Source organism: Gynurincola endophyticus, assembly GCF_003991195.1.
In the GTDB taxonomy this organism is placed as follows: Bacteria; Bacteroidota; Bacteroidia; order Chitinophagales; family Chitinophagaceae; genus Gynurincola; species Gynurincola endophyticus.
Genome location: NZ_RCWL01000001.1, coordinates 156262 through 178325 on the forward strand (window position 1 = coordinate 156262; position 22064 = coordinate 178325).

A 22064-nucleotide genomic window follows, 5' to 3' on the forward strand; every position below is an offset into this window, starting at 1 on the left:
CATGAAGAGAATGAAGATAAAAAGCGAATGAAGTGTTGCCGATTAGCAGTTTCCCTTACTACCTTCATTCTCTTCATGTTTCCCATTAAGATCTGAAAATATTAACCATTAACGAATTAATAAGACCTTTCCGTATTCATTCGCATAATTCCCATCAATCATATTTACTGTTACTATTGATAACGTATTCCCTTCTTTCATAAACTAAACTTACTGTTCAGATGGTGCAAAGTACCTAACAATATATATACTCCGCTTCTGACTATACCGGTTTCTTTGATTATTATTATTCCTTTTCTGTTTAATGTGTAATGATGTAGTAGTTTGTGCTGGTTTCGTCCCCATCTGTCGTACAGGTATAAGTCCAGTATGTAGTTAGTTTCCGGTAATTCATAGTCTAGCACAATAAAATCATTTACCCCATCATTATCCGGTGTTATTATGTGAGATCGTAACTTGAAATAGTTAGTGTTTTCGCTTATGAACATGCTCAGATACTGACTATTCTGTTGAGTAGGTGTCGCATAACCTGCATTTGCTGTAGCACTGGTTCAGTTATGGGGCGATTGTGTTGCTTCATTCAGGCTGATCCGTTCCAATGCTATACCTTTTGTTGTAGTATGTAAACGAAAATGCCATTTCGAATCATAGATGATCTTGTCAATCACTGAACCGTCTTTGTATAATAATTGCCAATGTGCCGACTGATTGTTTAGTGCCGGCAAATTCTTAATTGCCAGTAATTGGCGTGGGTTCGGCTGATGTTTTGATTGCAGTTTTATTTCATTGCCGGTTAGAACCCAATAAGTATCAGGATAAATAGCTATATCTGTATGACTGATAGGTTGTAAATAAGAAAAACTGTTTTGATTATTTAAAAGGCCGATAAACAAATCTTTCGCATTAACCGGATAACTACCATTGTTAGTGATTTCAATATATTCTATACCGTTCTGATCCGGATCTAACATGAATTCAGTAAACAATAGCTGTTGTTTCTGTGGTGGCTGAGGATACTGGATAATATAAACGCTATTGTCTTCAATAAGATTTCCTTTACAATCTTTTCAGTTGCTGAGTATCAGTTTGTATTGTTCCTGTAAGCTGAGATATTCTGTAATTTGTATGATCATTTGTTTTTCGTTAATAAAGTTGATATGGCTGATACTAAATGAATAGTTGGCAATGGTTGATAAAATGGCCAGCGTTCCCGTAACTTCCGGAAGCATGGGTTTGTCGAAATACAAAGTGACATGCTGAGCATCGGTTATAAAAGCGTTTTTTATAGTAGGCATACCTGTATCTGTTATAAAACGGCTAACGCTATTCTGTTTACCGGGTGTTCCGCCCGAATCGTCTACAGACGATTCATAGTTGACTTCTCCCATACAAGGAGCAGAGAGGTCAATCATTTCAATCGTAAAGCCACCTTGTTCTTTAAAAGAATCTTTATATCATTGAAGTGTATAGTGTATTTCATGAATGGTTTTTCCAGCAGGATCAATCAATAAGATTTTATCTTCATCATTGTTTAAATTGGGAAAGCCCGTAATTCCTATGGTAGGTCCGTAAACAGAAAAACTGCTTACATTATTTGTGCCGCAGAGAATTACATATTCATTTGGTGGCAAGCGATAGTTTGTTCTGATCAATGCAGCTGTTGCCGCATCTGCCAGTTGCCAGTTTAACAATGAAATGGTATCATTGGTGTTATTATAAACCTCAACAAATTCTGCGTTAGGTAACGATACTACCGGCGTTGGATCGGCCATAAACTCTGTAATAAGTAAGTCATATAGCCGGTATTGACTAAACAGTGGCTTGTAAGAAAGCAAAACAAATGATATCAGCAAGATTCGCATAGTGTCGTTTATTTATATATACGTAACCTGATAACAACTGGTTTGGCAGAAAAGAATAAAATTTGCAGAATGAGCGGGCTGTTTTAAACGTTGATCTGTAATGATAAGGTTATCAGTGATTTAAGAGGGCATGACTTTGGTAATATTATTACTAAAAGAAAAGCTATGTTACTAAGAGTATTAAACATGATATTGGTGATCCTGGCCATCTTTTTAGCCGTTAGGTTTGGTACTGATATGATCACCCTTAATGAAGAAATGGTAAGCGTTTACAGACACGTTAACTTTTCTGACGGAGCGATTAAGTTTACCGGTATTGTTCTTATTGCGAGTGCATTATTGCTATTGCTTAGAAAAACTTTCGTAGCCGGAAATATACTTCTAATATTACAGGCGCTGATGTTGTTCGTTTTAAATGCAGTACAAGGTGACGGTAAAGGAGCAGTAATGGCGTTACCGTTTATTATTTTACATATTATCATTCTATTATTGAGATATCCTTTTGTGAATGTACTGATCAAAGAACATCGTCATCCGAATGAACCGGAGCCTAAACGATAAAAGGTACTGACTGAAATCATACTTTATGATTCAATTAAATATTTCTTTTGTAAAGCAGTAATCATCTGCCTGTAAATAAAAGAAAGTTAACTATGGAACTTCAGGATGCGATCAATCTGATTGATTTTTCAGATAAAATGAAATTTTCAAAAGCAATGCAGTGGGCAGATCTAGGCTGTGGAAGCGGCCTTTTTACCACTGCATTGTCTTATCTGTTACCGGTTAAAAGTCATGTAAAAGGTGTTGATAAGGAACTACAACGTTTTTTTGACGAGCCCAGGCCGGGTGTTTCACTTGATTTTCTCAAGGCTGATTTTCAAAAAGACAGACTGTTGTTACCGCCATTAGATGGATTGCTGATGGCAAATTCACTACATTATGTAAAGGATAAGCAAGTGTTATTGCAAAAACTCAGGCAACATCTAAAACCACAACATCACTGGTTGATTGTAGAATACGATACCCAGGTTCCGAATCCCTGGGTGCCATATCCGATTCAGTTCAATGCTTTAAAGGAATTGTTTTTAGAAATGAATTACAGTGAAATTCATTATCTGCGGCATATTTCTTCGAGATACGGGCATGGGAATATATATGCCTGTATTATTAGTTCTTCCAATCTCTAGTTGATTTATGCATCATGACCTGTTGTTCGTACTGGTTCTTTTGTTCGGAATTTTTGTGCTGGTAATGCTGGCGCAACAAATCCGTATTGCGTACCCTATTTTCCTGGTAATAGCCGGTCTTGCAATCAGCTTTGTACCTGCAATGCCTAAAGTGCATTTAGATCCTGACCTGATTTTCTTAATCTTTCTTCCGCCATTGTTATATGAAGCCGCTTGGTATACATCGTGGAATGATTTCTGGAAGTGGCGGCGGCCTATCAGCTTATTGGCATTCGGCCTGGTTTTCTTCACCTCATTTGTAGTTGCTTTCTCTACTTCTCATCTAATACCCGGATTTACATTAGGACTTGGTTTTTTGTTGGGTGGCATTGTGTCTCCACCTGATGCCATTGCCGCAACAACAGTATTAAAGAAACTAAAAGTTCCCAAAAGGCTATTAACAATATTGGAAGGAGAAAGTCTGGTAAATGACGCTTCTTCACTGATCGTATTTCGGTTTGCTTTGGCCGCAGTACTCACCGGTACTTTTGAAATGCATGACGCAATCGGTGATTTTTTCTGGGTCACGTTAATGGGAATTATGGTAGGGATTATTGGTGCATTTGTTTTTTATCTCATACATCGCTATCTGCCTACCACTCCACAGATAGATGCTGCCGTTACGGTAATGTCTCCTTATGCTTTATTTATGACTGCTGAAGTGTTTGAAATATCTGGTGTTATGGCAGTGGTAACCGGAGGATTGATCATGTCTTATCATTCTCATAAAGCCTTCCGGTCAGGTACCAGTAGAATTAATATGCAAGGGGTGTGGTCTACACTTATTTTTGTATTAAATGCATTGGTGTTTATCCTGATCGGTTTGGAATTGCCCGATATCGTACAGGGGTTGGGTGAAAGTTCAATTATAGAAGGGGTCAAATACGGTTTGATTATTAGTGCGATTGTTATAGCCGTTCGTTTTTTATGGGTGTACCCTATTACACATATTCCAAGATTCTTCAGTGCTACTATCAGAAAAGAACCCAGCTCCGGCTGGAAAGGACCGTTGATTATCGGTTGGGCTGGTATGCGTGGAGTGGTGTCTTTGGCTACTGCTTTATCGGTTCCTTTATTTCTGAATGACGGAACGCCTTTCCCTCATCGCAATCTTATTTTGCTGATTACATTTGTAGTTATCTTTATCACACTCGTAGTGCAAGGTCTGAGCTTACCATTGGTGATTAAGTTAGTTAAGTTAGAGGAGATCGATCCGATAGAACCGTCGGATATCCAGCAAACAAAGATCCAGTTATCATTAAATCAACTGGCTATTCAGTATATCGATGAAAAATGCACAACATTAAAAGAAGAAAATGAACTGGTAGATATCTATCACAAGCACCTGCACGAGTCAAAAGCTACGGAGCATAAACGTTTGACGGCGTTGCTTGAAGATCAGTATCATCCTGAAGAAATACAAGCCTACCACAGGTTGTTATTAGAAATATGTAAACAACAACGCGAACTCTTATTCTCCATGAGAAGGAATAAAAAATTTAGTGATAGTGAAATCAGAAAAGCTGAAGAACAGGTAGATCTGAATGAATTGAAGATTACAGGACTGATACATTAATGATATAGGTATTTAAACGTTCATAACCAGTAACATATGCATCACAATTGCAGTAATTGGAAAATCCGGAAAAAAATTGTATCTTATTAGAAGAGCCTTCAAAGAAAGCATTAACTAACGAACGTATGTTAATGATATTTCGAAAAGAGGAATATCTGCATGAAAAATTTTTTTGAAGTACAATTGTATATTATATTTGATGCATGATTCAGCACACTACTATTATTAAGAAACATATGATTAAGCGTTCCGGTCAGGAAGGTTAGTCTGTATGTGTATATAATAATATATAAGATATTAGAGAGCCTTCCCAAGATCGGGAAGGTTTTTTTGTGCCATCATAACATTTAAAACCTTAAAAAAGTAAATCAATTAATCGATGAAAGTTGCTGTAGTGGGAGCTACCGGTTTGGTGGGTTCCAAAATTTTACAAGTATTGGCAGAGAGAAACTTTCCAGTTTCTGAATTAATTCCTGTGGCTTCACCTCAATCTGTAGGTAAAGAAATCACCTTTAAAGGTAAGGGTTATAAGGTGGTGAGCATGGAAGACGCAATTGCAGCAAAACCGGTAGTAGCCTTATTTTCAGCTGGGGGAAGCACATCTGCTGAATGGGCTCCTAAATTTGCCGAAGCAGGCATCACAGTAGTAGACAATTCATCGGCATGGCGAATGGATCCTTCTAAAAAATTGATTGTTCCGGAAATCAACGCTGATGTATTGACGAAGGAAGATAAAATTATTGCTAATCCTAACTGTTCAACTATACAAATGGTGGTAGCATTAAACCCTTTACATCAGCAATATAAAATTAAACGTATTGTTGTTTCTACTTACCAAAGCGTAACCGGTACGGGTAAAAAAGCGGTAGACCAGTTAATGGGTGAGCGCGCAAAGGCGGCAGGTGTTGAAGCTGCCTACCCGATGGCATATGCTTATCCTATCGATTTGAATGTAATTCCTCAGATCGATGTGTTCACTGAAAATGGATATACAAAAGAGGAAATGAAGATGGTCAACGAAACAAAAAAGATTATGAGAGACGATACCATCCGTGTTACCTCAACAACCGTACGTATTCCGGTAATGGGCGGGCATAGCGAAAGTGTAAATGTTGAATTTGAAAAAACATTTGAACTGGCAACGGTAAAACAGTTATTAAAAGCTGCTCCGGGTGTGGTACTGGTTGATGAACCGGCTACAGCTTCTTATCCAATGCCTAAAGATGCACATGAAAGAGATGAAGTGTTTGTAGGCCGTTTACGTTTAGATGATACACAGCCAAATACGCTCAATATGTGGGTGGTAAGTGATAACCTGAGAAAAGGTGCAGCTACCAATGCCGTACAGATCGCAGAATATCTTGCAGCAAATAATTTGTTCTAGTTAACATTATACAAGGGTTGTTCGTTTCGCGGGCAGCCCTTGTTCATGATAAGTATAAAGAAGAGTGAAAGCTTTCAGATAAATAAGTAAAAACAAATACTTCAGGTAGGTACAAAAAAAAGTGGCGCGAGAGTTGCTATCTTTCACACCACAATTGTTTAAAAAAATGTAGACTTATTTAACTCTACCCCAGTTCTCTCCGCTCTTGATCCGATACATTGTCATTTCTGACACTCCGTACTTTTCTGCTAGTTTCTTAATAGTAATCTTTCTGTTCTTGTCAGTTAAAATCTTCTTGATTGATTTTACCTGAGTAGCGTTTAATTTAAGACCTACGGTTCTGTTTGCCTGAACTTTTTTGTAAGCGATCTTAGCAGGAGATGATTGCTGATGTTCGATCATTTCATCTAAGCTTGCCCATTTTAAGTTCTTAACGTGATTGTCTAACTTGTTGTGGTTTAAGTGGATCACGTACTTGTTTTTGGGAGATGTTTTCTTCAAAAACAATCTGGCAATTTCACGGTGAATATACAGGGTTCCGTTATTACCGGGACGGTGTAGGTTTAGTGTTCTGTAACCCGTCGTTAGTGAACCTTGTAACAATTTTCCATCTTCGTGGATGTCTTCTGTGTAGCTTGCTATCCTTCCGTGAGAGGATAGGGCGTACTTTTTGCGTAGGTGCTTCCAGCCGGGAAACTGTAGGGGTTTCCACACCTCATTTTGGAGTTTTTTTATCATCGCCTTTCCTTTTAGCTAAGTTACAAAAAAACATATGCGAAAAATCAAAAACATGTTAATAGTTAGATTAAATTATCGGTTAATCATGCTTAGAAACTCGTCCTCTGATATTATTTTAACTGTACTTAACTTTTTTGCCTTCTCTAATTTTGAACCTGCATCTTCACCTGCTACTAAAAAGTTTAGCTTAGAGCTAACGCCACTTAACAGCTTGCCACCATGCTGTTCTACTAACGCCTCTGCATCACTTCTCTTTAGCTTGCTTAACGTACCGGTGAATAAAAATGTAACACCGGTGAGGTTACCGTCTACCTGTACAGTAGACTTCTGTTGAATATCTACACCTACATGTTGTAGTTGATCAATGAGTTGAAGATTGATTGGGTTTTGAAAGAATTCAAAAACACTGTTGGCTACTTTCGGACCAACGTCTTCTAATGATTGTAAACGTTCAACAGTCCAGTCTTTAAGATCATATAAATTACTTACAGCGTTGGCTAATGTTTTTGCAGTGGTTTCTCCTACATAACGAATACCCAGTGCAAATATTAACCTGTTTAAAGACTGTGTTTTAGATTGTTCAATAGCAGTTTTTAAGTTCTGCACACTCTTGGCACCAAACCCTTCGAGTTGTCCGATTTGTTCAAAAGGCAATGTATAAATGCCCGGAATATCTGTTAAGAACTTTAGTTCATAAAACTTACGGATGATAGAGTCGCCGAGTCCTCGTATATCCATGGCGTCTTTACTGGTAAAGTGAATCATTCTTTCAACTATCTGAGCTGAACAATGATAATTAACGCATCTCCACACTGCTTCGTCTAACGGTTTAACTAACGGGCTGTTACAAACCGGACAGTTCGTGGGAAATATGATTGGTTGACAATTTTCATTTCTAAGTTCGGGAAGTGACTTAACTATATAAGGTATAACGTCACCTGCTCTTTCCACTAAAACCGTATCGCCGATCATTAAGTCTTTTTCCCTGATCACATCTTCATTAAATAAACTGATAGAACCAACGGTAACGCCACCTATTCCAACCGGATCAATTTTCGCAACCGGTGTAATAGATCCGGTTCTGCCAACCTGAAATTCAACATTTTTTAAAATAGAGGTAGCCTGACGAGCTTTGAACTTATACGCCATTGCCCATCTTGGGTGATGCGTTGTCATACCTAATGCGTCCTGATGTTCTAACGGATCAACTTTAATCACCATTCCGTCGATCTCATAAGGCAGGTCGTCGCGTTTACTTTCATAGGCGAAGCAGTAATCAATCACTTCTTCAATAGTATGGCAAACTTTCATCTCATTCTTAGGACTCTTAAAGCCCAGGTTCCAAAGAAGATTTAAACTATTGCTATGTGACGACAGATCTTCTACCGGTGCGTTAGTAACCGGGTTAAAAAAACTCACATGATAAAGAAAGGCTTCCAGGTTTCTTTTCTTAACTTCTTTCGGATCTTTCATGCGCAGGCTTCCGGCAGCAGCATTTCTCGGGTTGGCTAACGGTGGTAAGTTTTGCGCTTCAAGTTGTTTATTGAAATCGTAAAAGTTCTTTTTATTCAACAGCACCTCTCCCCTGATTTCAATCTGTTGAATGTTGTGCTTAGCAAAAGCGGCAGAAAGAGGAATCGATTTTATCTGTTTGATATTGTTGGTGATATCATCACCCATCACTCCGTCGCCTCTGGTAGCTCCCCGAACCAGATAATCATTTTCATAGATGAGGGATATGCTGGCTCCGTCAAATTTTGGCTCAATGCAATATTGAATTCGGTTAAGTTTCAGCGTTTCCTTATTTTTACGGTCCCAATCTAACAGGTCATCTGCATCATAACTGTTCTCAAGTGATAACATGGGAACGAGATGGTGTACGTTTGCAAAATTTTTGTTCAGATCAACCCCCACTCTTTGCGTAGGAGAATCAGGAGTTATAAGAATAGGATTCGCTGCTTCTAATTTTTTTAATGTATTAAACAGCAGGTCATATTCAGTATCTCCTAACAAAGGTTCATTTAATATATAATAACGATGTTCGTGGAATCTGATAACGTTGCGTAGGTCTTCAATCTGGTCAATTTGAACAGTATTGTTGCCGGATTGCGCCACCAGATTTTGGGTAAGCGCATTGATTTCATTTAAAGATAGCATGCAGTAATGTTAAGCTTCAGAACCAAAAATAATAGGAAAAAGGGGAAGAACAGGTGAAAAATACAAAATCCCGTAAAAATATAAAGATCAGTCAATCAAAGAATTACTTAAAAATAGGCCCCCGGTAAAGAAACTTCATAAAAAAAAGTGAAAATTTGCTAAATAGTGTATAAATTACACATTATATTTGTGTGTATTTAATACACATTATAAAAAACGAAAGCTTGTTTTATGATGCCAAAACGAATGTTTGTGGGTCTGGTAACATGGATGTTACTAGCTATTCCTATCTTCTCTCTTGCGCAAAATAAGACCATTACCGGGGTGGTCGTTGACTCCCGCGATGAAACTCCGCTTGCAGGAGCTACAGTAATGGTAAAAGGCTCCAACCTGGGAGTGTCTACAAATGAAGAGGGTAAATTTTCTATTACAGTTCCGGAAACAGCAAAAACTATTGAAGTAACGGCGGTTAACTTTGCGACGCAAACTTTTGCGGTAGCGACGTCTTCTCAATTGGTCATCAGAATGCAACCGGCTGCTTCCGATTTAAATGAAGTAGTAGTTGTCGGTTACGGTACACAAAGAAGACGTGAAGTAACCGGTGCGATTGCTAAAGTAAGTTCTGACAAGCTGAACTCGATTGTTACACCCAGCTTTGAAGCTGCTTTACAAGGTAAAGCACCTGGTGTACAGGTAATTCAGGGTAGTGGTTTAGCCGGATCGGGCTCTGTAATCAGAATCCGCGGTATTGCTTCCATCTCTGCAGGAGGCGACCCTTTATATGTGATTGATGGTATCCCTATTATTGCTGACAACTTTTTGCGTGGTAACGGCGGTGGTATGAACCTGAACCCATTGGCAACTATTAACCCGAATGATATTGAAAGTGTAGAGATCTTAAAAGATGCTGCTGCAACGGGTATTTACGGTTCAAGAGGTTCAAACGGTGTGATTCTGGTAACTACTAAAAAAGGTAAATCAGGCAAGCCTCGTTTCAACTATAATAATAAAATTGGTTTTGTAACATATGCTAACCGTCCTGATTTTCTGAATGCGGAAGAATGGCTTCAGATTCGTCAGGAAGCATGGGAGAATGACGGTAATACCGGCCTGGCTCCTTTGCCGGGTACAATGACCTGGGATAAAGCAAGACAAACCAACACGGATTGGTGGAAAGAATTAACACATACAGGATTAGTAAATGACCATAGCCTCAGTGTTACAGCCGGTAACAAGTTTGCTAAAACTTATTTAGGTGTAGCCTATTCTCATAATGAATCTTACATTAAGAAGAACAGTTATACGCGTTTAAGCGTTCGTTCGAATACAGATTTCAATATTACTGATCGTTTTAAGGCAACATTAAACTTATCATACGCAACAGGTTTAAATAAAAGAGTACCGGCTGCATGGGCAGGAGGTTTAGGAGAAGCAATGTCTACGGCATTACCGATTTATCCTATTAAAAATGATGATGGAACCTGGTTTATCGGCGGTGCTAATCCGGTAAAAAGAATGGAAGAAACGATCTGGAGAAATACTGACAATAAGTTAATTGCCGGATTGAACCTGAGATATGAAGTAATCGATAATCTTTTCATTACGGTAAACGGTTCTTATGATTATCTGACCGGATATGATGATTATTGGGCTTCAGCGATTGAAGAAGGACGTACCGATGGTACCGGCCGTGCCGCAAGAAGCGCTTTAAGAGGTGAAAACTGGTTAACAAATGCTACTGCAAATTATCAGTGGGATCTGAACGATGACAATCGCTTCAACTTCCTGATCGGTACCGAGTGGCAGGAGAAAAAATTTCTGAACGGTTTTGGTGTTCAACGATTTATTGACGAGCCTTTCTATAAACATAAAGACTTATATAAAGAAGCACTTGATTCTGCAGTAAATGCAGGAAATAGAAGATGGACGGCTTCAGGTGCACCGGAAACTTTCGTGAGTGTGTTTGCACGTGTGAACTATATGTTGAAAGACCGTTACGCCTTCCAGGCATCTATCCGTAGAGACGGTTCTTCAAAATTCGGCCCTAATAATAAGTATGGTGTATTCCCTACTGTTAGTTTTGGATGGACGATCTCCGAAGAAAACTTTATGCAGGATATGTTGTGGGTTGATTACCTGAAATTCAGAACCAGCTATGGTTTAACGGGTAACTCTAACATTGCGAGCGGACAGTATTTCAGTGGAGTGTCGTGGGGTGCTAACTATAATGGGTTAAGAACTTTATATCTGTCAACAGCAGGTAACCCTGATTTAAAATGGGAAGAAACTACCAACTTTGACGCGGCTGTTGAATTCGGATTATTCAATAACAGATTAACCGGTGAAGTAGCATTCTATCATAAAAATACCACAGACTTATTACTGAACTCAGGCGTACAACCTTCTTCTGGTTTTACTACTCAGATGAGAAATATTGACGGATCCCGGATTGTAAATATGGGTGTTGAATTAAGTGTTAACTATAACCTGATTCAGAAAAAAGACCTCACTTTGTCGATCGGTGGTAATATTGCGAAGAACTATAACGAATTGAAATCTTTAGGAGGATTAAATCCTGATGCTGCAGGTGGCGGATCTAATGATACCCGTGTAGCAGAAGGCTATCCTATCGGTACCAACTATATCGCCAGATATTATGGAGTAGATCCTGCAGATGGTTTACCAATCTGGTACGACAATCAGGGAAAACTTACCAAAACCTTCAGCTTAGATCATCGTATGCCGGTAGGTTCTGTAATTCCTGATTATGTTGGAGCGGTTAATCATAACCTTCGTTATAAAGGATTTGAATTTACTTCTTTGTGGGCATTTACCATCGGTGGTAATTTATACGACGGTTCAGGAAAACGTCAGGCTGGTATTATTACCGACTGGAATATCAGAAGAGATTTGTTAGATCGCTGGCGCGAACCGGGTGATGAAACCAGATTTCCACGCCCTACTATGAATACCGGAACTTATGACGGATTAAGTTCTGAGTGGCAGTATAATAGTACATTATTCCTGTACGACGCATCTTACTTGCGTTTACGTGAAATCACTCTTGCATACAATCTTCCTGTAAGATCTTTAGAAAAACTCAAGTTGAAAAACCTGCGCGTTTTTGTTACAGGGATGAACTTGCTGACTTTCTCTAAATACCCTGGCGGGGATCCTGAGATTGCACGTGATTTTGAAAATGTTACCGATCGTAACATGAGCCCTAATATTACTTACTTAACGACTCCACAGCAAAAGTCGGTAGTGTTTGGTCTTAACGTAAACTTCTAATGTTTAAAACTGAGGCAAGATGAAAAAAATATTATATATATCAATAATAAGCTGGTTCACATTCAGTATAACCAGTTGTGAAAAGTTCCTCGACAGAGCACCGGAGAATCTGGAGCTGGCGGATACAACCATTAAAAGTGATTTTGAATTACAGGCTTTGTTGAATGGCTGTTATAATAACTATGCTATGAATATCGCCGGTGGTAAAATTCAATGGATTGCTGATCTGATGGCTGATCAGGCAATCGGCGTTTTGTTTACAGGAGATGATGGTGAAATTTTCGGAAGAAAAACATCCATTTTCGGCGATTACAAAAATGGTACTTACGATCAGATCTATTCAATCATTAATAATGCCAACAGAGCACTACAATCGATAGATGTAGCTACTACTACAAGAGATCATATTGAAGGTCAGGCTAAGTTTATCAGAGCATTAGCACATTATACTTTGGTAAACCTTTGGGCTCAACCATGGGGGTATACTTCTGACAATTCTCATTATGGAGTGGTGCTTATGACCGAATCTAATTTGAATCCAGGCCAAAGAAGTACTGTAGCTCAGGTGTATGCACAGATTGAAAATGATCTTTTATCAGCGATTCAATTACTGAATGCAACTACTGAAATGGGATTTGCCAATAAAGATGCAGCCCGTGCATTACTGGCAAAAGTTTACTTTACACAACACCGTGCTCAGGATGCGTTTAATTATGCCAGTGAAGTAATTGATAATCCGGTTTACCAGTTAGATGCAGATTATGAAAGTAAATATTCTTTAGACGGATCGACTGAAATTATTTTCGGATTTAAAAACATTTCAGGTGCCTTTGAACCAGGTGGTGAGTTCAGAGGAAGATACAGATCGGATATCGGGTTTAACCCGCAGTCAAGATTCTATTTCAGCAATGTTTTGTATAACGCAATGAATTCAGGAGGCAGTGTGAGAGGTGCTGCCTGGACGAGTAATAGTTTAGTAGCAGGTTACAATGTGCTTACAAAGTTTAATGGTAACTTTTTTGATTTACCGGTTATCGGACTGGTAGAGATGAAGCTGATTCGTGCCGAAGCTGGTGCGCGTGTAGGTGGAACTGCATTGGCTACAGCAATAGAAGATATTAATGAGATCATGACACGTGCTTACGGAGGAACAGGAATGAACCTGGCACCTAACACACCGGCAGCAACTGTTATTAATGCAACAAGAAGAGAACGTCAGTATGAAATGATCGGAGAGGGCGATAGATTGTATGAGATAAAGAGAATAGGCTCTCTTACCGGAACCAGCATTGATGGCAGAGGTGCTCCATGGAATTGCCCGGGAATGATTTTGCAATTTCCGCAAGGAGAAAAAGCTGCTTACACACCATTTGTAATGAATCAGGAAGGAGGATGTAATTAATCACCTCAAAAACTATTATTATGAAAGCAAAAAAACTATTCCTATATATACTAACAATCGGATTTTTAATAACCGGTTGCAGACCTGATGCATTTAAAGAAATAGGAGATGCTGTTAAGCCGGTTGAAAGTATTACCGGTCAATGGAAATTAAGAAAAGTAACACAGTCTGATATCAACGCAGTAGAAAAAGGGTTTCCTTATAAAACTTTAGATATAACCGATGTGCTTCCTTATCAGGATGTGACCTTTTCATTAGCATTTTCTAACGGGGCTCCCGGTAGCTTTGCTACAGGAAATGCCAGTGGATTAGATTTATTTGATTTTGAGAATGGTACCTGGGGTGTTGATGATATAAATGCTCCAAGTGTTATTTATCTGATTAATAACAATGATTCAGCTACACTTACAATCGGAAGTTATCCGAATAGTGTAAATCATAATACACTTATCATCAGTGTGATTAAAAAAGATGAAGAAACAAATAAAGAATTGATTCGTTACGATTATGAATTTGTACACTAATCTCAAATCAACAACAATGAAAAAATTAATCACTATATCTTTCGCACTGATTCTGTCGGTAACGGCTTGGTCACAATGTGCGCTTACTTATAGCTTTTCTCCATCTTCTTTTACCGCTGAAGATCAGTTTACACTAACCATTGACGTTACAGGTACTCCTGTTGCAGGGCTAACCGACTTATATTTGTGGTCATGGTCAAATGCAGGAGATGCTTATTTTAATACAGCCTGGGATAATTCTCCTGAAGATGCTAAGCTAACACACGTGTCTGGTAATATTTTTACAATTACCGGATCTGGAGTTGTCTGGTATCAGAAATCTCCCGGACAGTTAACGCAGATGCAGTTTCTGGTAAAAACTAAAACAGGTAATGTACAGAGCTGTGATATTGCTCCGGTTAAATTTGATCCCATTGAATTTATTCCTTCTAAAATGAGAGTGTTCCCGGCCAAAGTAGGATATAATGATGTGGTGTCTGTTTATTTTCATCAAGACCTGGCAACTATTCTCAACGAACAAAGAATGACACCTACCAAAGCAGTTATTGTTGCTTATGATGAGAATGATAATGAATTAACGCCTGCGTCAGTTGAAATTAATCTGCGTAAAGAAAATACTACTACCTGGAGAGCATCTTTTAAACCTAACTATTCTTTCACTGGAAATACACCGGCGAAGTTCAGATATAGATTTAAAGGAACAATTGTAAACTCAAACAACGAAGTAGTAGAGGTGTTGACAGATTTTGAGGAAGTTGTGCTTACGAAATTAAAATAACATCATTCATTGCCATAAAGAAATTGTTATGAAAAAATATTATTTACTGGCCTTTTCTATCCTCTTTATGTTGGGGGCTTGTAAAAAAACAGACTTCGATACCACAGTAACCGGAGAAGCATTGGGCGCGTTTCAATTAGCTAGCCCTGCTGTAAGTTCACACCTGTTACTGAATCCTGCAACTCCTGCAGAAACCATTGAGTTCAGCTGGACAGCTGCCAAACCTGGTGTTAACGCAGCTCCTGTTTACTCAGTTGTATTCGTTGATGATAATACTACCCTCGAAAACCCTTATCTGACCGTATTGGCAGATAATGAAGGTAAAGACCCTAAAAAGACTTTTACTCACCAGAGTCTGGCCAATCTTCTTGCTGAAAAAGGAATGACGCTTGGAGGATTGAAAAATTTCAGATGGGCAGTGAAAGCATCGAACGGAACGACGGATGTTTTTACAGAATTACGTCCGATAGATATTACTACAGCGAAAGACGGAACAACCGGATTTATTTTACTATCACCGGCTTCATCTGCTGAAACTATTACACTGAACCCCGTTTCAAGTGCTGATTCATTAAAATTTAACTGGACGAAATCAGTACCTTCTGCCGGTTCTCCTGCTGTAAAATATACAGTAGTATTAACGCCAACCGAAGAAGGAAGAGATCCATTCAGATTTGAATCTAACCAAAACGGTACAGATACTTTGTTTGCCATTTCTCACGAAGACCTGGCTAATGCGCTCACTGACGCAGGTTATACCGATGCAGGGGCCGTATTACATTTTAACTGGAGTGTTGAAGCTAAAACAGGAGAATTCGTTTTAAAAGCTCAGTATGACAATGAGCTGGCTTTAAACAGAGAAGTAAATATGTTCCTCGTAGGAACACTGAACGGATGGAATATCAATGAAGGAATCAAGATGATTCTTGATAAACGAAATTTTGCGAAGGTATTCTACTCTTATATTCAGGTAGGTGCTGAACCAGCTAAGTTCAAATTCTTTGCTAAGGCGGGAGATTGGGGTTCCGGATATGGTAATACGGGAATAGCTGCGCCTAACGGCGGCGTTGAAACCGGTTATAATGTTGGAAATCCTGATATAGAAATATCAACTCCCGGTATTTATCGTGTAACAATCGATATTGAAAACAATATTTACTATATCCAACAAAAACAGGTAGGTATCGTAGGAGATGTTCCTGGTCAGGATTGGAATGTAAATAGTCCGTTATTCGGTATGTATACCGGTAATAATTCGTTCACCATTCTTGTTTCAGGAGAGGAAGGAAAAGAGTTCAAGCTGCACGAAGGTGGCGGATGGGATAGCGGCCTGCCTTATCAGCCGCGTTATTACGGAAGAGGTAATGCTGACGGTTTATTGGTAGAGCCCGGCGAAAACCTTAAATTAGTAAACACCGGAGTAAACAAAGTTGTTTTCGATGGCTCGAATGTACAGCAACTGAAATATCAGATTACTGCCTATCAAATGAAAATGCGAGGTGGCGGTGCTTTCGGAGGATGGGACTTCGGTAATGCTATTTCTATGAATTATGAAGGAAATGGCATCTGGAAAGGTTCTGTTACTGTAACTGCTGCAGAAATATTTAAATTCTGTGCAACAGACGACTGGAGTATTAACTACGGTGCTTCTTCTACAGCAAATGTAGCGCTGTTTAACAGTAACGATAATATTTCAATCGGGGCAGGTTCATGGCAAATTCAGTTTAATGAGTATACATTAGCATATTCTATAACGCCTTTATAATAATACCAGCAAGTATCATCAACAAGCCTTATCCCTATAAGGCTTGTTGTGTTTTTTTCAGTACTAAAATTTTGGCTTATGTTCAGGACATTTACCTTTTTGATCACTTTAATGAGTATTACCTTTTACTCATGGGCTCAATTAGTTAAAACGACACCCGCTTTCCCTGCTCAGGATGGAGCTCTTACTATTACAATAGATACTAAATTGGGAAACCAGGGATTGGCCAATTATTCCAATACCAGTGATGTGTATGTTCATATTGGTGTAATTACCAGTGCTGATAATAGCCCCGGTGCATGGAAATATGCTCCATATGCATGGGGCACCACCAATGCGGCGGCGAGGGCTACCCATGAGGGTAATGGCATTTATTCTTTCGCTATTCCTAACGTAAGAACTTTTTTTAATGTACCGGAAGCTGAACAGATTTTGAAAGTTGCTATTCTGTTGAGAAGCGGAAATGGAAATATTGTACAGAGAAATGCTGACGCTTCTGATATGTTTGTGCAGTTGTATAATCCTTCTGATTTTATTATCAGGTCAACCGTTCCGGGATATGAACCTTTATTCACTCCGTCGATTGTCAGCAGAAGATATGATATCGGTGAAACCTATCAGTTTGCAGTAGAAACGAATGCAGCTGCTACGTTTACTGCCTTCTTAAACAATCAACCGCTTACATTAAGTTCTTCTTCTGCCGCTACTGCATCCGTATCAGCTACTTTTACGGGAGATGGTGAACAGATACTTCGCTTTGTTGCAAAAAATAATAGTACTAACAATGAAAAGGAACTGATTTACAACTTTTTTGTAAATGGTGATCAGGTGGTTGCCCCGTTACCTGCCAATGTACAAGACGGAATTAACTACAAAGGCGATTCCGTTACTTTTGTATTGTATGCACCTGGCAAGAATACTGTTAACCTGGTAGGAGAGTTCAATGCATGGAACGATTTTTCTCATCCGTTTCATAAAACACCAGACGGAAATTATTTCTGGCTTACAATAGGCGGTTTAACAACCAATCAAAAATATGCTTACCAGTTTCTGATCGATCATAATCAAACTATTGCTGATCCGTATGCAACATTGATATTAGATCCGTGGAACGATCAGTATATTCCGGCAGCTACTTATCCGAATATGAAAGCTTATCCTGCCGGACGCTCAGGCATTGTTAGTGTACTGGAATATAAACAACCGGCTTATAACTGGCAGGTGCCGAATTTTCAACGTCCCGATAAAAGGTCATTGGTGGTGTACGAACTATTGGTTCGTGACTGGCATGAAAAACATAACTGGCAGATTCTAATGGATTCTATTCAGTATTTCAAACGACTGGGTATTAATACCATTGAGCTGATGCCGGTAAATGAGTTTGAAGGCAATATCAGTTGGGGTTATAATCCTGATTACTTCTTCGCAGCTGATAAATATTATGGTACTTCACAAAAGTTAAAAGAATTTATTGACTTGTGCCATAGTAACGGTATTGCCGTGGTGATTGATATGGTTTTAAATCACCATTTCGGATTATCCCCAATGGTACAGATGTACTGGAATTCAACTTTAAATCAACCTGCTGCAAATAGTCCATGGTTCAATCAGACCGCTACTCACCCGTTCAATGTAGGTTTTGATATGAATCATGAATCTCCGGCCACACAATACTTCTTTAAAAGAGTAGTAGAATATTGGTTGAAGGAATATAATATTGACGGATTCAGGTTTGATTTGTCAAAAGGGTTCACCCAGAGAAATACCTGTACTACCGGCAATTGTGATACGGGAGGTGAAGTGAATGACTGGAGTTTGTATGATGCTTCGAGAATTGCGATATGGAAACATTACTATGATGAGATACAGGCAATCACTCCGGGCTCATATGTTATTCTGGAGCATTTATCTGAGAATTCTGAAGAAGTGGAACTGGCCAACTATGGTATGATGCTTTGGGGTAACATGTACCATAATTTTAAAGAAGCAACCATGGGCTGGCTGGATCAGTCAAATTTTGATTGGGCAATACATAGTAAAAGAGGTTTCCAGCAACCGCATCTGGTTTCTTATATGGAGAGCCATGATGAAAACCGTATTATGTGGGAAACTGTTAATTACGGAAATGCAGCTGGTTCGTACAATACAAAAGATACAGCTACAGCTTTGAAACGTGTAGAGTTGTCAGCTGCGTTCTTTTCAATGATTCCGGGTCCGAAAATGATCTGGCAATTCGGTGAGCAGGGATATGCGCATCATATTAACAGATGTGAAGACGGCAGCATTAATAATGATTGCAGAACCGCTCCAAAACCAATGCCCTGGGCTGACTTTGCCAGATCTGCACCAAGACGGGATCTGTACAGTAAGTTTGCTCATTTCTTTGCATTGCGCCAGCATGCTTCTTATCGTGATCTGTTTGTAGAAGGTAATATCGAATCTAAATTAGACGGTGCTGTAAAGTGGATGAAAATTACGAATGATTCTTTGCAAATTGTCATTATCGGAAACTTTGCTGTTACCAACCAGTCTGGTGCTGTAACCTTTCCGGCACAGGGCACTTTTTATAGTTATATGAATAACACCACTTTCCAGTCAACCGGAGGAGCGCAAAGCTTTTCACTGGCACCGGGAGAGTACAGAATTTATACTAATAAAAATCTAAAAGAAGCCCCTACCACACCGGTGGAAGAATGGGTAACGCCTGATCAGAAAATCAGCTTAAAAGCTTATCCGAATCCAATTAGTTCTTCCGGTATATTGGAATTTGAACTACCTTTCCATACTGATATTAATATATCGGTATACAATATGAACGGACAAAGAGTGCTGGATGTTTTAAATGGCTATAGAACTGCCGGAAAGTACCGCATTCAATTAAAAGACGTTCAGGGAACCCGCACACTTGCAAATGGTTTGTATTTTGTAAGAATGCAACTGGGGAATAAAACTTATACTGAAAAAATTATGGTGCAGCAATAATCTGCAGTAATAAAATAGATATGGCAACAGCTTTACAAAAAACGATACGTGCGCTCAGAGCTGAAAACAGTGAGTTCTTCCAGATAGCGTTATCTGTAGACTGTGTAATATTAGGCTTTGAAGACAATGAGCTCAAAGTCTTACTCATTAAATCTGACCTGGAAGAGTATGAAGGACAATGGTCTCTTTTAGGTGATCTGGTGCGCGTGGATGAAGACCTGGATGAAGCTTCTTACCGTGTTCTGGTAGATCGTACCGGTCTTGAAAATGTTTATCTTGAACAAGTGTATACTTTCGGCCAGTTGAATCGCCACCCTGCCGGCAGAGTGGTTACTACAGCATATTTTTCTCTGGTAAATATCAGAGATCACGAATTGCAGTTGTCGAATAATGAATTACACTGGCATTCGGTAAAAGATATTCAAAGCCTGGCTTTCGACCACTTACAGATTTTGAATAAATGTTTAGCTCAGCTGAGAGAAAAAATTTATGAACACCCGGTGGTGTTTAACCTGCTTCCTGAAAAATTCTCACTTCGTGAGTTACAAAGTTTATTTGAATCAATCATGGGGCAAAAGGTGGATAGAAGAAATTTCCGCAAAAAGATTTTCCTTATGAAATGGCTGGAAGATGTGAATGAACTGGAACAGGATGTGCCGCACCGCCCGGGGAAACTCTATCGTTTTAAAGAAGAAGAACAACATTAAACATATTTATCACAAGGCCTGAATCAATCCGATTCGGGCCTTCTTATTTGGTTTTTTGCAAAAAAAATCGTATCTTTTAAGGATAAGCCTTTACGTTCTAAATACAGTCTATTTATGTTTCAAACCCTTTCCAGATTTGTTTTACCGTGTATTTTCTGTATCGCTGTAACAGCCCATCTTTCTGCTCAACCTTCCGATAAGCCATTGATATTACAAGGGCAAATTACCAACTCCACCGAATCAATGCTGAGAGTATTTTTTTTGAATGATTTTAGTGGTGAGTACGAAATAGATACACTGAAGCTGGATGCAGATGGAAACTTCTATCTCAAAACCTGGAAAATAAAACGCCCGCAGCGTACCAGTATTCAACAGAACCGTACGCAGATAAATGACCTTTATCTTGCTCCCGGATATGATTTAACGATTACAGCTGACTTTACCGATTTTCCGACAAGTATTAAAACCACTAAAATAACAGGTACCGGAGCTGCCGCCAATCAATATAAAATATTAATGTCTCAAACATACCTTGCACTTGCTGATAGTACAAAGTATTGGGAATTGCCTGCCGGTCAGCTGGCTGCATTCGCTGAAAAAAGAAAAATAACAGATGACTCCCTGGCAGCAACCATCTTTGATAAAAAAGCACCTGCAAACGATGCCTATTTTAAATATTTTGGAAAGATGGTAAAACAGGATAATCGTTACCGCAATCTTTATTATTTATTAATGGCGGTTACAGACGCAAAATTTAGTTATGAAGAATCGGTGGCGTTTGTAAATAAATATATAGATAAAACTTTATTTACAAATTTCTCTGACATTGCCAACCTTGAATCAAATGAGTTCAGAACGGTTATCTCTATGTATTTTAGTTACCAGAGGGCGCTGGATATAAGGAAGGATAGCAATCTCGTAAAGGAAAAAAACTACCAGGCTAATCTGGTTAGCCGGTTATTAACCGGAGAAATGAAAGAATATCGCTTACATCAGATGTCTAAAAACAATGTACCATATGTAACTTCTGTTGGAAAACTTGATGAATTGAGAGAACGTGTACAGCCATACATTGATATGATTAATAATGAAGACTTCAGGCTGGATATTAAAAAGACATTTGACGAAAAAGAAAAAGAGTTAATAGCCACTATGTCGGGCAACCCTGCTCCTGCTTTTACAGTAGTGAGTGATGATAAGAAAGAATATACGCTTACAGATTTCAAAGGAAAGGTCGTATATATAGATTTTTGGGCGAGCTGGTGTGTGCCCTGCAGGTTGGAGACTCCCCATCTTAAAGAGCTGTATAAAAAGTATAAAGAGGATAAGCGTATAGAGATTATCAGTATTGCGGTTTCTGACGGTGAAAAAGAGTGGCGGAAAGCGCTGGATGAGGATCAACCGGAATGGTTACAGCTCTATGCTACTGACGGAAAGGTGCAGGGTGCTTATGCGGCAAATACGATTCCCCGGTTTGTAATTATTGATAAAGAAGGAAAAATCGTGACAATGGACGCGCCGGCACCGAGTCAGAAGGAGGAGTTGGAAAAAATATTGAAAAATGAGCTCGGAAAATAATATTATCAGAATTCCTTAATTGCTGAATGGTTCAAACAACTGTGTTTGAACCATTTTTTGTTAAATGAAGAGCGATTTCGATCATAAAATCAGT

General features: G+C 38.9%; 18 protein-coding genes. 12 read left to right on the plus strand and 6 right to left on the minus strand.

The genetic code is table 11. The features are described from left to right. Nucleotides 1-197 precede the first annotated feature (197 nt). From D9O48_RS00700 to D9O48_RS00715, 4 genes are all read right to left on the minus strand, one after another. Nucleotides 198-404, minus strand: coding sequence for a hypothetical protein (locus tag D9O48_RS00700; RefSeq protein ID WP_126969577.1), 207 nt, complete (start codon nucleotides 402-404; stop codon nucleotides 198-200). A gap of 147 nt (nucleotides 405-551) precedes the next feature. Continuing rightward, entirely contained in the window at nucleotides 552-986 is a 435-nt protein-coding gene (locus tag D9O48_RS00705) for a hypothetical protein (RefSeq protein WP_126969579.1), read from the minus strand. Nucleotides 987-1067: 81 nt separating this feature from the next. Next, nucleotides 1068-1412: a hypothetical protein gene (locus tag D9O48_RS00710; protein WP_126969580.1), complete on the minus strand. Its 345-nt coding sequence runs from the start codon at nucleotides 1410-1412 to the stop codon at nucleotides 1068-1070. A 42-nt stretch (nucleotides 1413-1454) separates the two neighbouring features. Continuing rightward, nucleotides 1455-1862 (minus strand): lamin tail domain-containing protein, encoded by a 408-nt coding sequence (locus D9O48_RS00715; RefSeq protein WP_126969582.1) that lies wholly within the window; start codon nucleotides 1860-1862, stop codon nucleotides 1455-1457. Between the two features lie 165 nt (nucleotides 1863-2027). Here D9O48_RS00715 and D9O48_RS00720 point away from each other — a divergent pair, with 165 nt between their 5' ends. The 4 genes from D9O48_RS00720 to D9O48_RS00735 all read left to right on the plus strand — a co-directional run bounded on the left by D9O48_RS00720 (nucleotide 2028) and on the right by D9O48_RS00735 (nucleotide 6048). Continuing rightward, the gene (locus D9O48_RS00720) at nucleotides 2028-2423 is read left to right on the plus strand and encodes a hypothetical protein (RefSeq protein ID WP_126969584.1); all 396 of its coding nucleotides are present in this window, start codon (nucleotides 2028-2030) and stop codon (nucleotides 2421-2423) included. A 92-nt stretch (nucleotides 2424-2515) separates the two neighbouring features. After that, complete coding sequence (locus D9O48_RS00725) at nucleotides 2516-3049, plus strand: class I SAM-dependent methyltransferase (protein WP_199750470.1); 534 nt, start codon at nucleotides 2516-2518, stop codon at nucleotides 3047-3049. 7 nt (nucleotides 3050-3056) lie between these two features. Then, complete coding sequence (locus D9O48_RS00730; protein ID WP_126969586.1) at nucleotides 3057-4664, plus strand: Na+/H+ antiporter; 1608 nt, start codon at nucleotides 3057-3059, stop codon at nucleotides 4662-4664. A 379-nt stretch (nucleotides 4665-5043) separates the two neighbouring features. After that, nucleotides 5044-6048 carry an aspartate-semialdehyde dehydrogenase gene (locus tag D9O48_RS00735; RefSeq protein ID WP_126969588.1) on the plus strand — a complete coding sequence of 335 codons (1005 nt, stop codon included), beginning with the start codon at nucleotides 5044-5046 and terminating at the stop codon, nucleotides 6046-6048. Nucleotides 6049-6222: 174 nt separating this feature from the next. On the opposite strand, the gene D9O48_RS00740 is transcribed toward D9O48_RS00735, so the two are convergent. Both D9O48_RS00740 and ligA read right to left on the minus strand, forming a co-directional pair. Continuing rightward, complete coding sequence (locus tag D9O48_RS00740) at nucleotides 6223-6786, minus strand: helix-turn-helix domain-containing protein (protein WP_126969590.1); 564 nt, start codon at nucleotides 6784-6786, stop codon at nucleotides 6223-6225. A gap of 72 nt (nucleotides 6787-6858) precedes the next feature. Then, a complete protein-coding gene (gene ligA, locus D9O48_RS00745) occupies nucleotides 6859-8943 on the minus strand; it encodes an NAD-dependent DNA ligase LigA (RefSeq protein ID WP_126969592.1) in 2085 nt (694 codons plus the stop codon). A gap of 231 nt (nucleotides 8944-9174) precedes the next feature. Here ligA and D9O48_RS00750 point away from each other — a divergent pair, with 231 nt between their 5' ends. The 8 genes from D9O48_RS00750 (at nucleotide 9175) to D9O48_RS00785 (ending at nucleotide 21970) form a co-directional block, all read left to right on the plus strand. Then, nucleotides 9175-12234, plus strand: coding sequence for a SusC/RagA family TonB-linked outer membrane protein (locus tag D9O48_RS00750; protein ID WP_126969594.1), 3060 nt, complete (start codon nucleotides 9175-9177; stop codon nucleotides 12232-12234). A 19-nt stretch (nucleotides 12235-12253) separates the two neighbouring features. Beyond that, nucleotides 12254-13636 (plus strand): RagB/SusD family nutrient uptake outer membrane protein, encoded by a 1383-nt coding sequence (locus D9O48_RS00755; RefSeq protein ID WP_126969596.1) that lies wholly within the window; start codon nucleotides 12254-12256, stop codon nucleotides 13634-13636. A 20-nt stretch (nucleotides 13637-13656) separates the two neighbouring features. Beyond that, nucleotides 13657-14160, plus strand: coding sequence for a DUF5004 domain-containing protein (locus tag D9O48_RS00760; RefSeq protein ID WP_126969599.1), 504 nt, complete (start codon nucleotides 13657-13659; stop codon nucleotides 14158-14160). A gap of 16 nt (nucleotides 14161-14176) precedes the next feature. Next, entirely contained in the window at nucleotides 14177-14938 is a 762-nt protein-coding gene (locus D9O48_RS00765) for a hypothetical protein (protein ID WP_126969601.1), read from the plus strand. A 28-nt stretch (nucleotides 14939-14966) separates the two neighbouring features. After that, the gene (locus D9O48_RS00770) at nucleotides 14967-16703 is read left to right on the plus strand and encodes a SusE domain-containing protein (protein ID WP_126969603.1); all 1737 of its coding nucleotides are present in this window, start codon (nucleotides 14967-14969) and stop codon (nucleotides 16701-16703) included. A gap of 78 nt (nucleotides 16704-16781) precedes the next feature. After that, nucleotides 16782-19685, plus strand: a complete 2904-nt coding sequence (locus tag D9O48_RS00775) for an alpha-amylase family glycosyl hydrolase (RefSeq protein ID WP_126969605.1) — start codon at nucleotides 16782-16784, stop codon at nucleotides 19683-19685. 20 nt (nucleotides 19686-19705) lie between these two features. Continuing rightward, nucleotides 19706-20392 carry an NUDIX hydrolase gene (locus D9O48_RS00780; protein WP_126969607.1) on the plus strand — a complete coding sequence of 229 codons (687 nt, stop codon included), beginning with the start codon at nucleotides 19706-19708 and terminating at the stop codon, nucleotides 20390-20392. A gap of 114 nt (nucleotides 20393-20506) precedes the next feature. Continuing rightward, a complete protein-coding gene (locus D9O48_RS00785) occupies nucleotides 20507-21970 on the plus strand; it encodes a TlpA family protein disulfide reductase (protein WP_126969609.1) in 1464 nt (487 codons plus the stop codon). The last annotated feature ends 94 nt before the right edge of the window (nucleotides 21971-22064 follow it).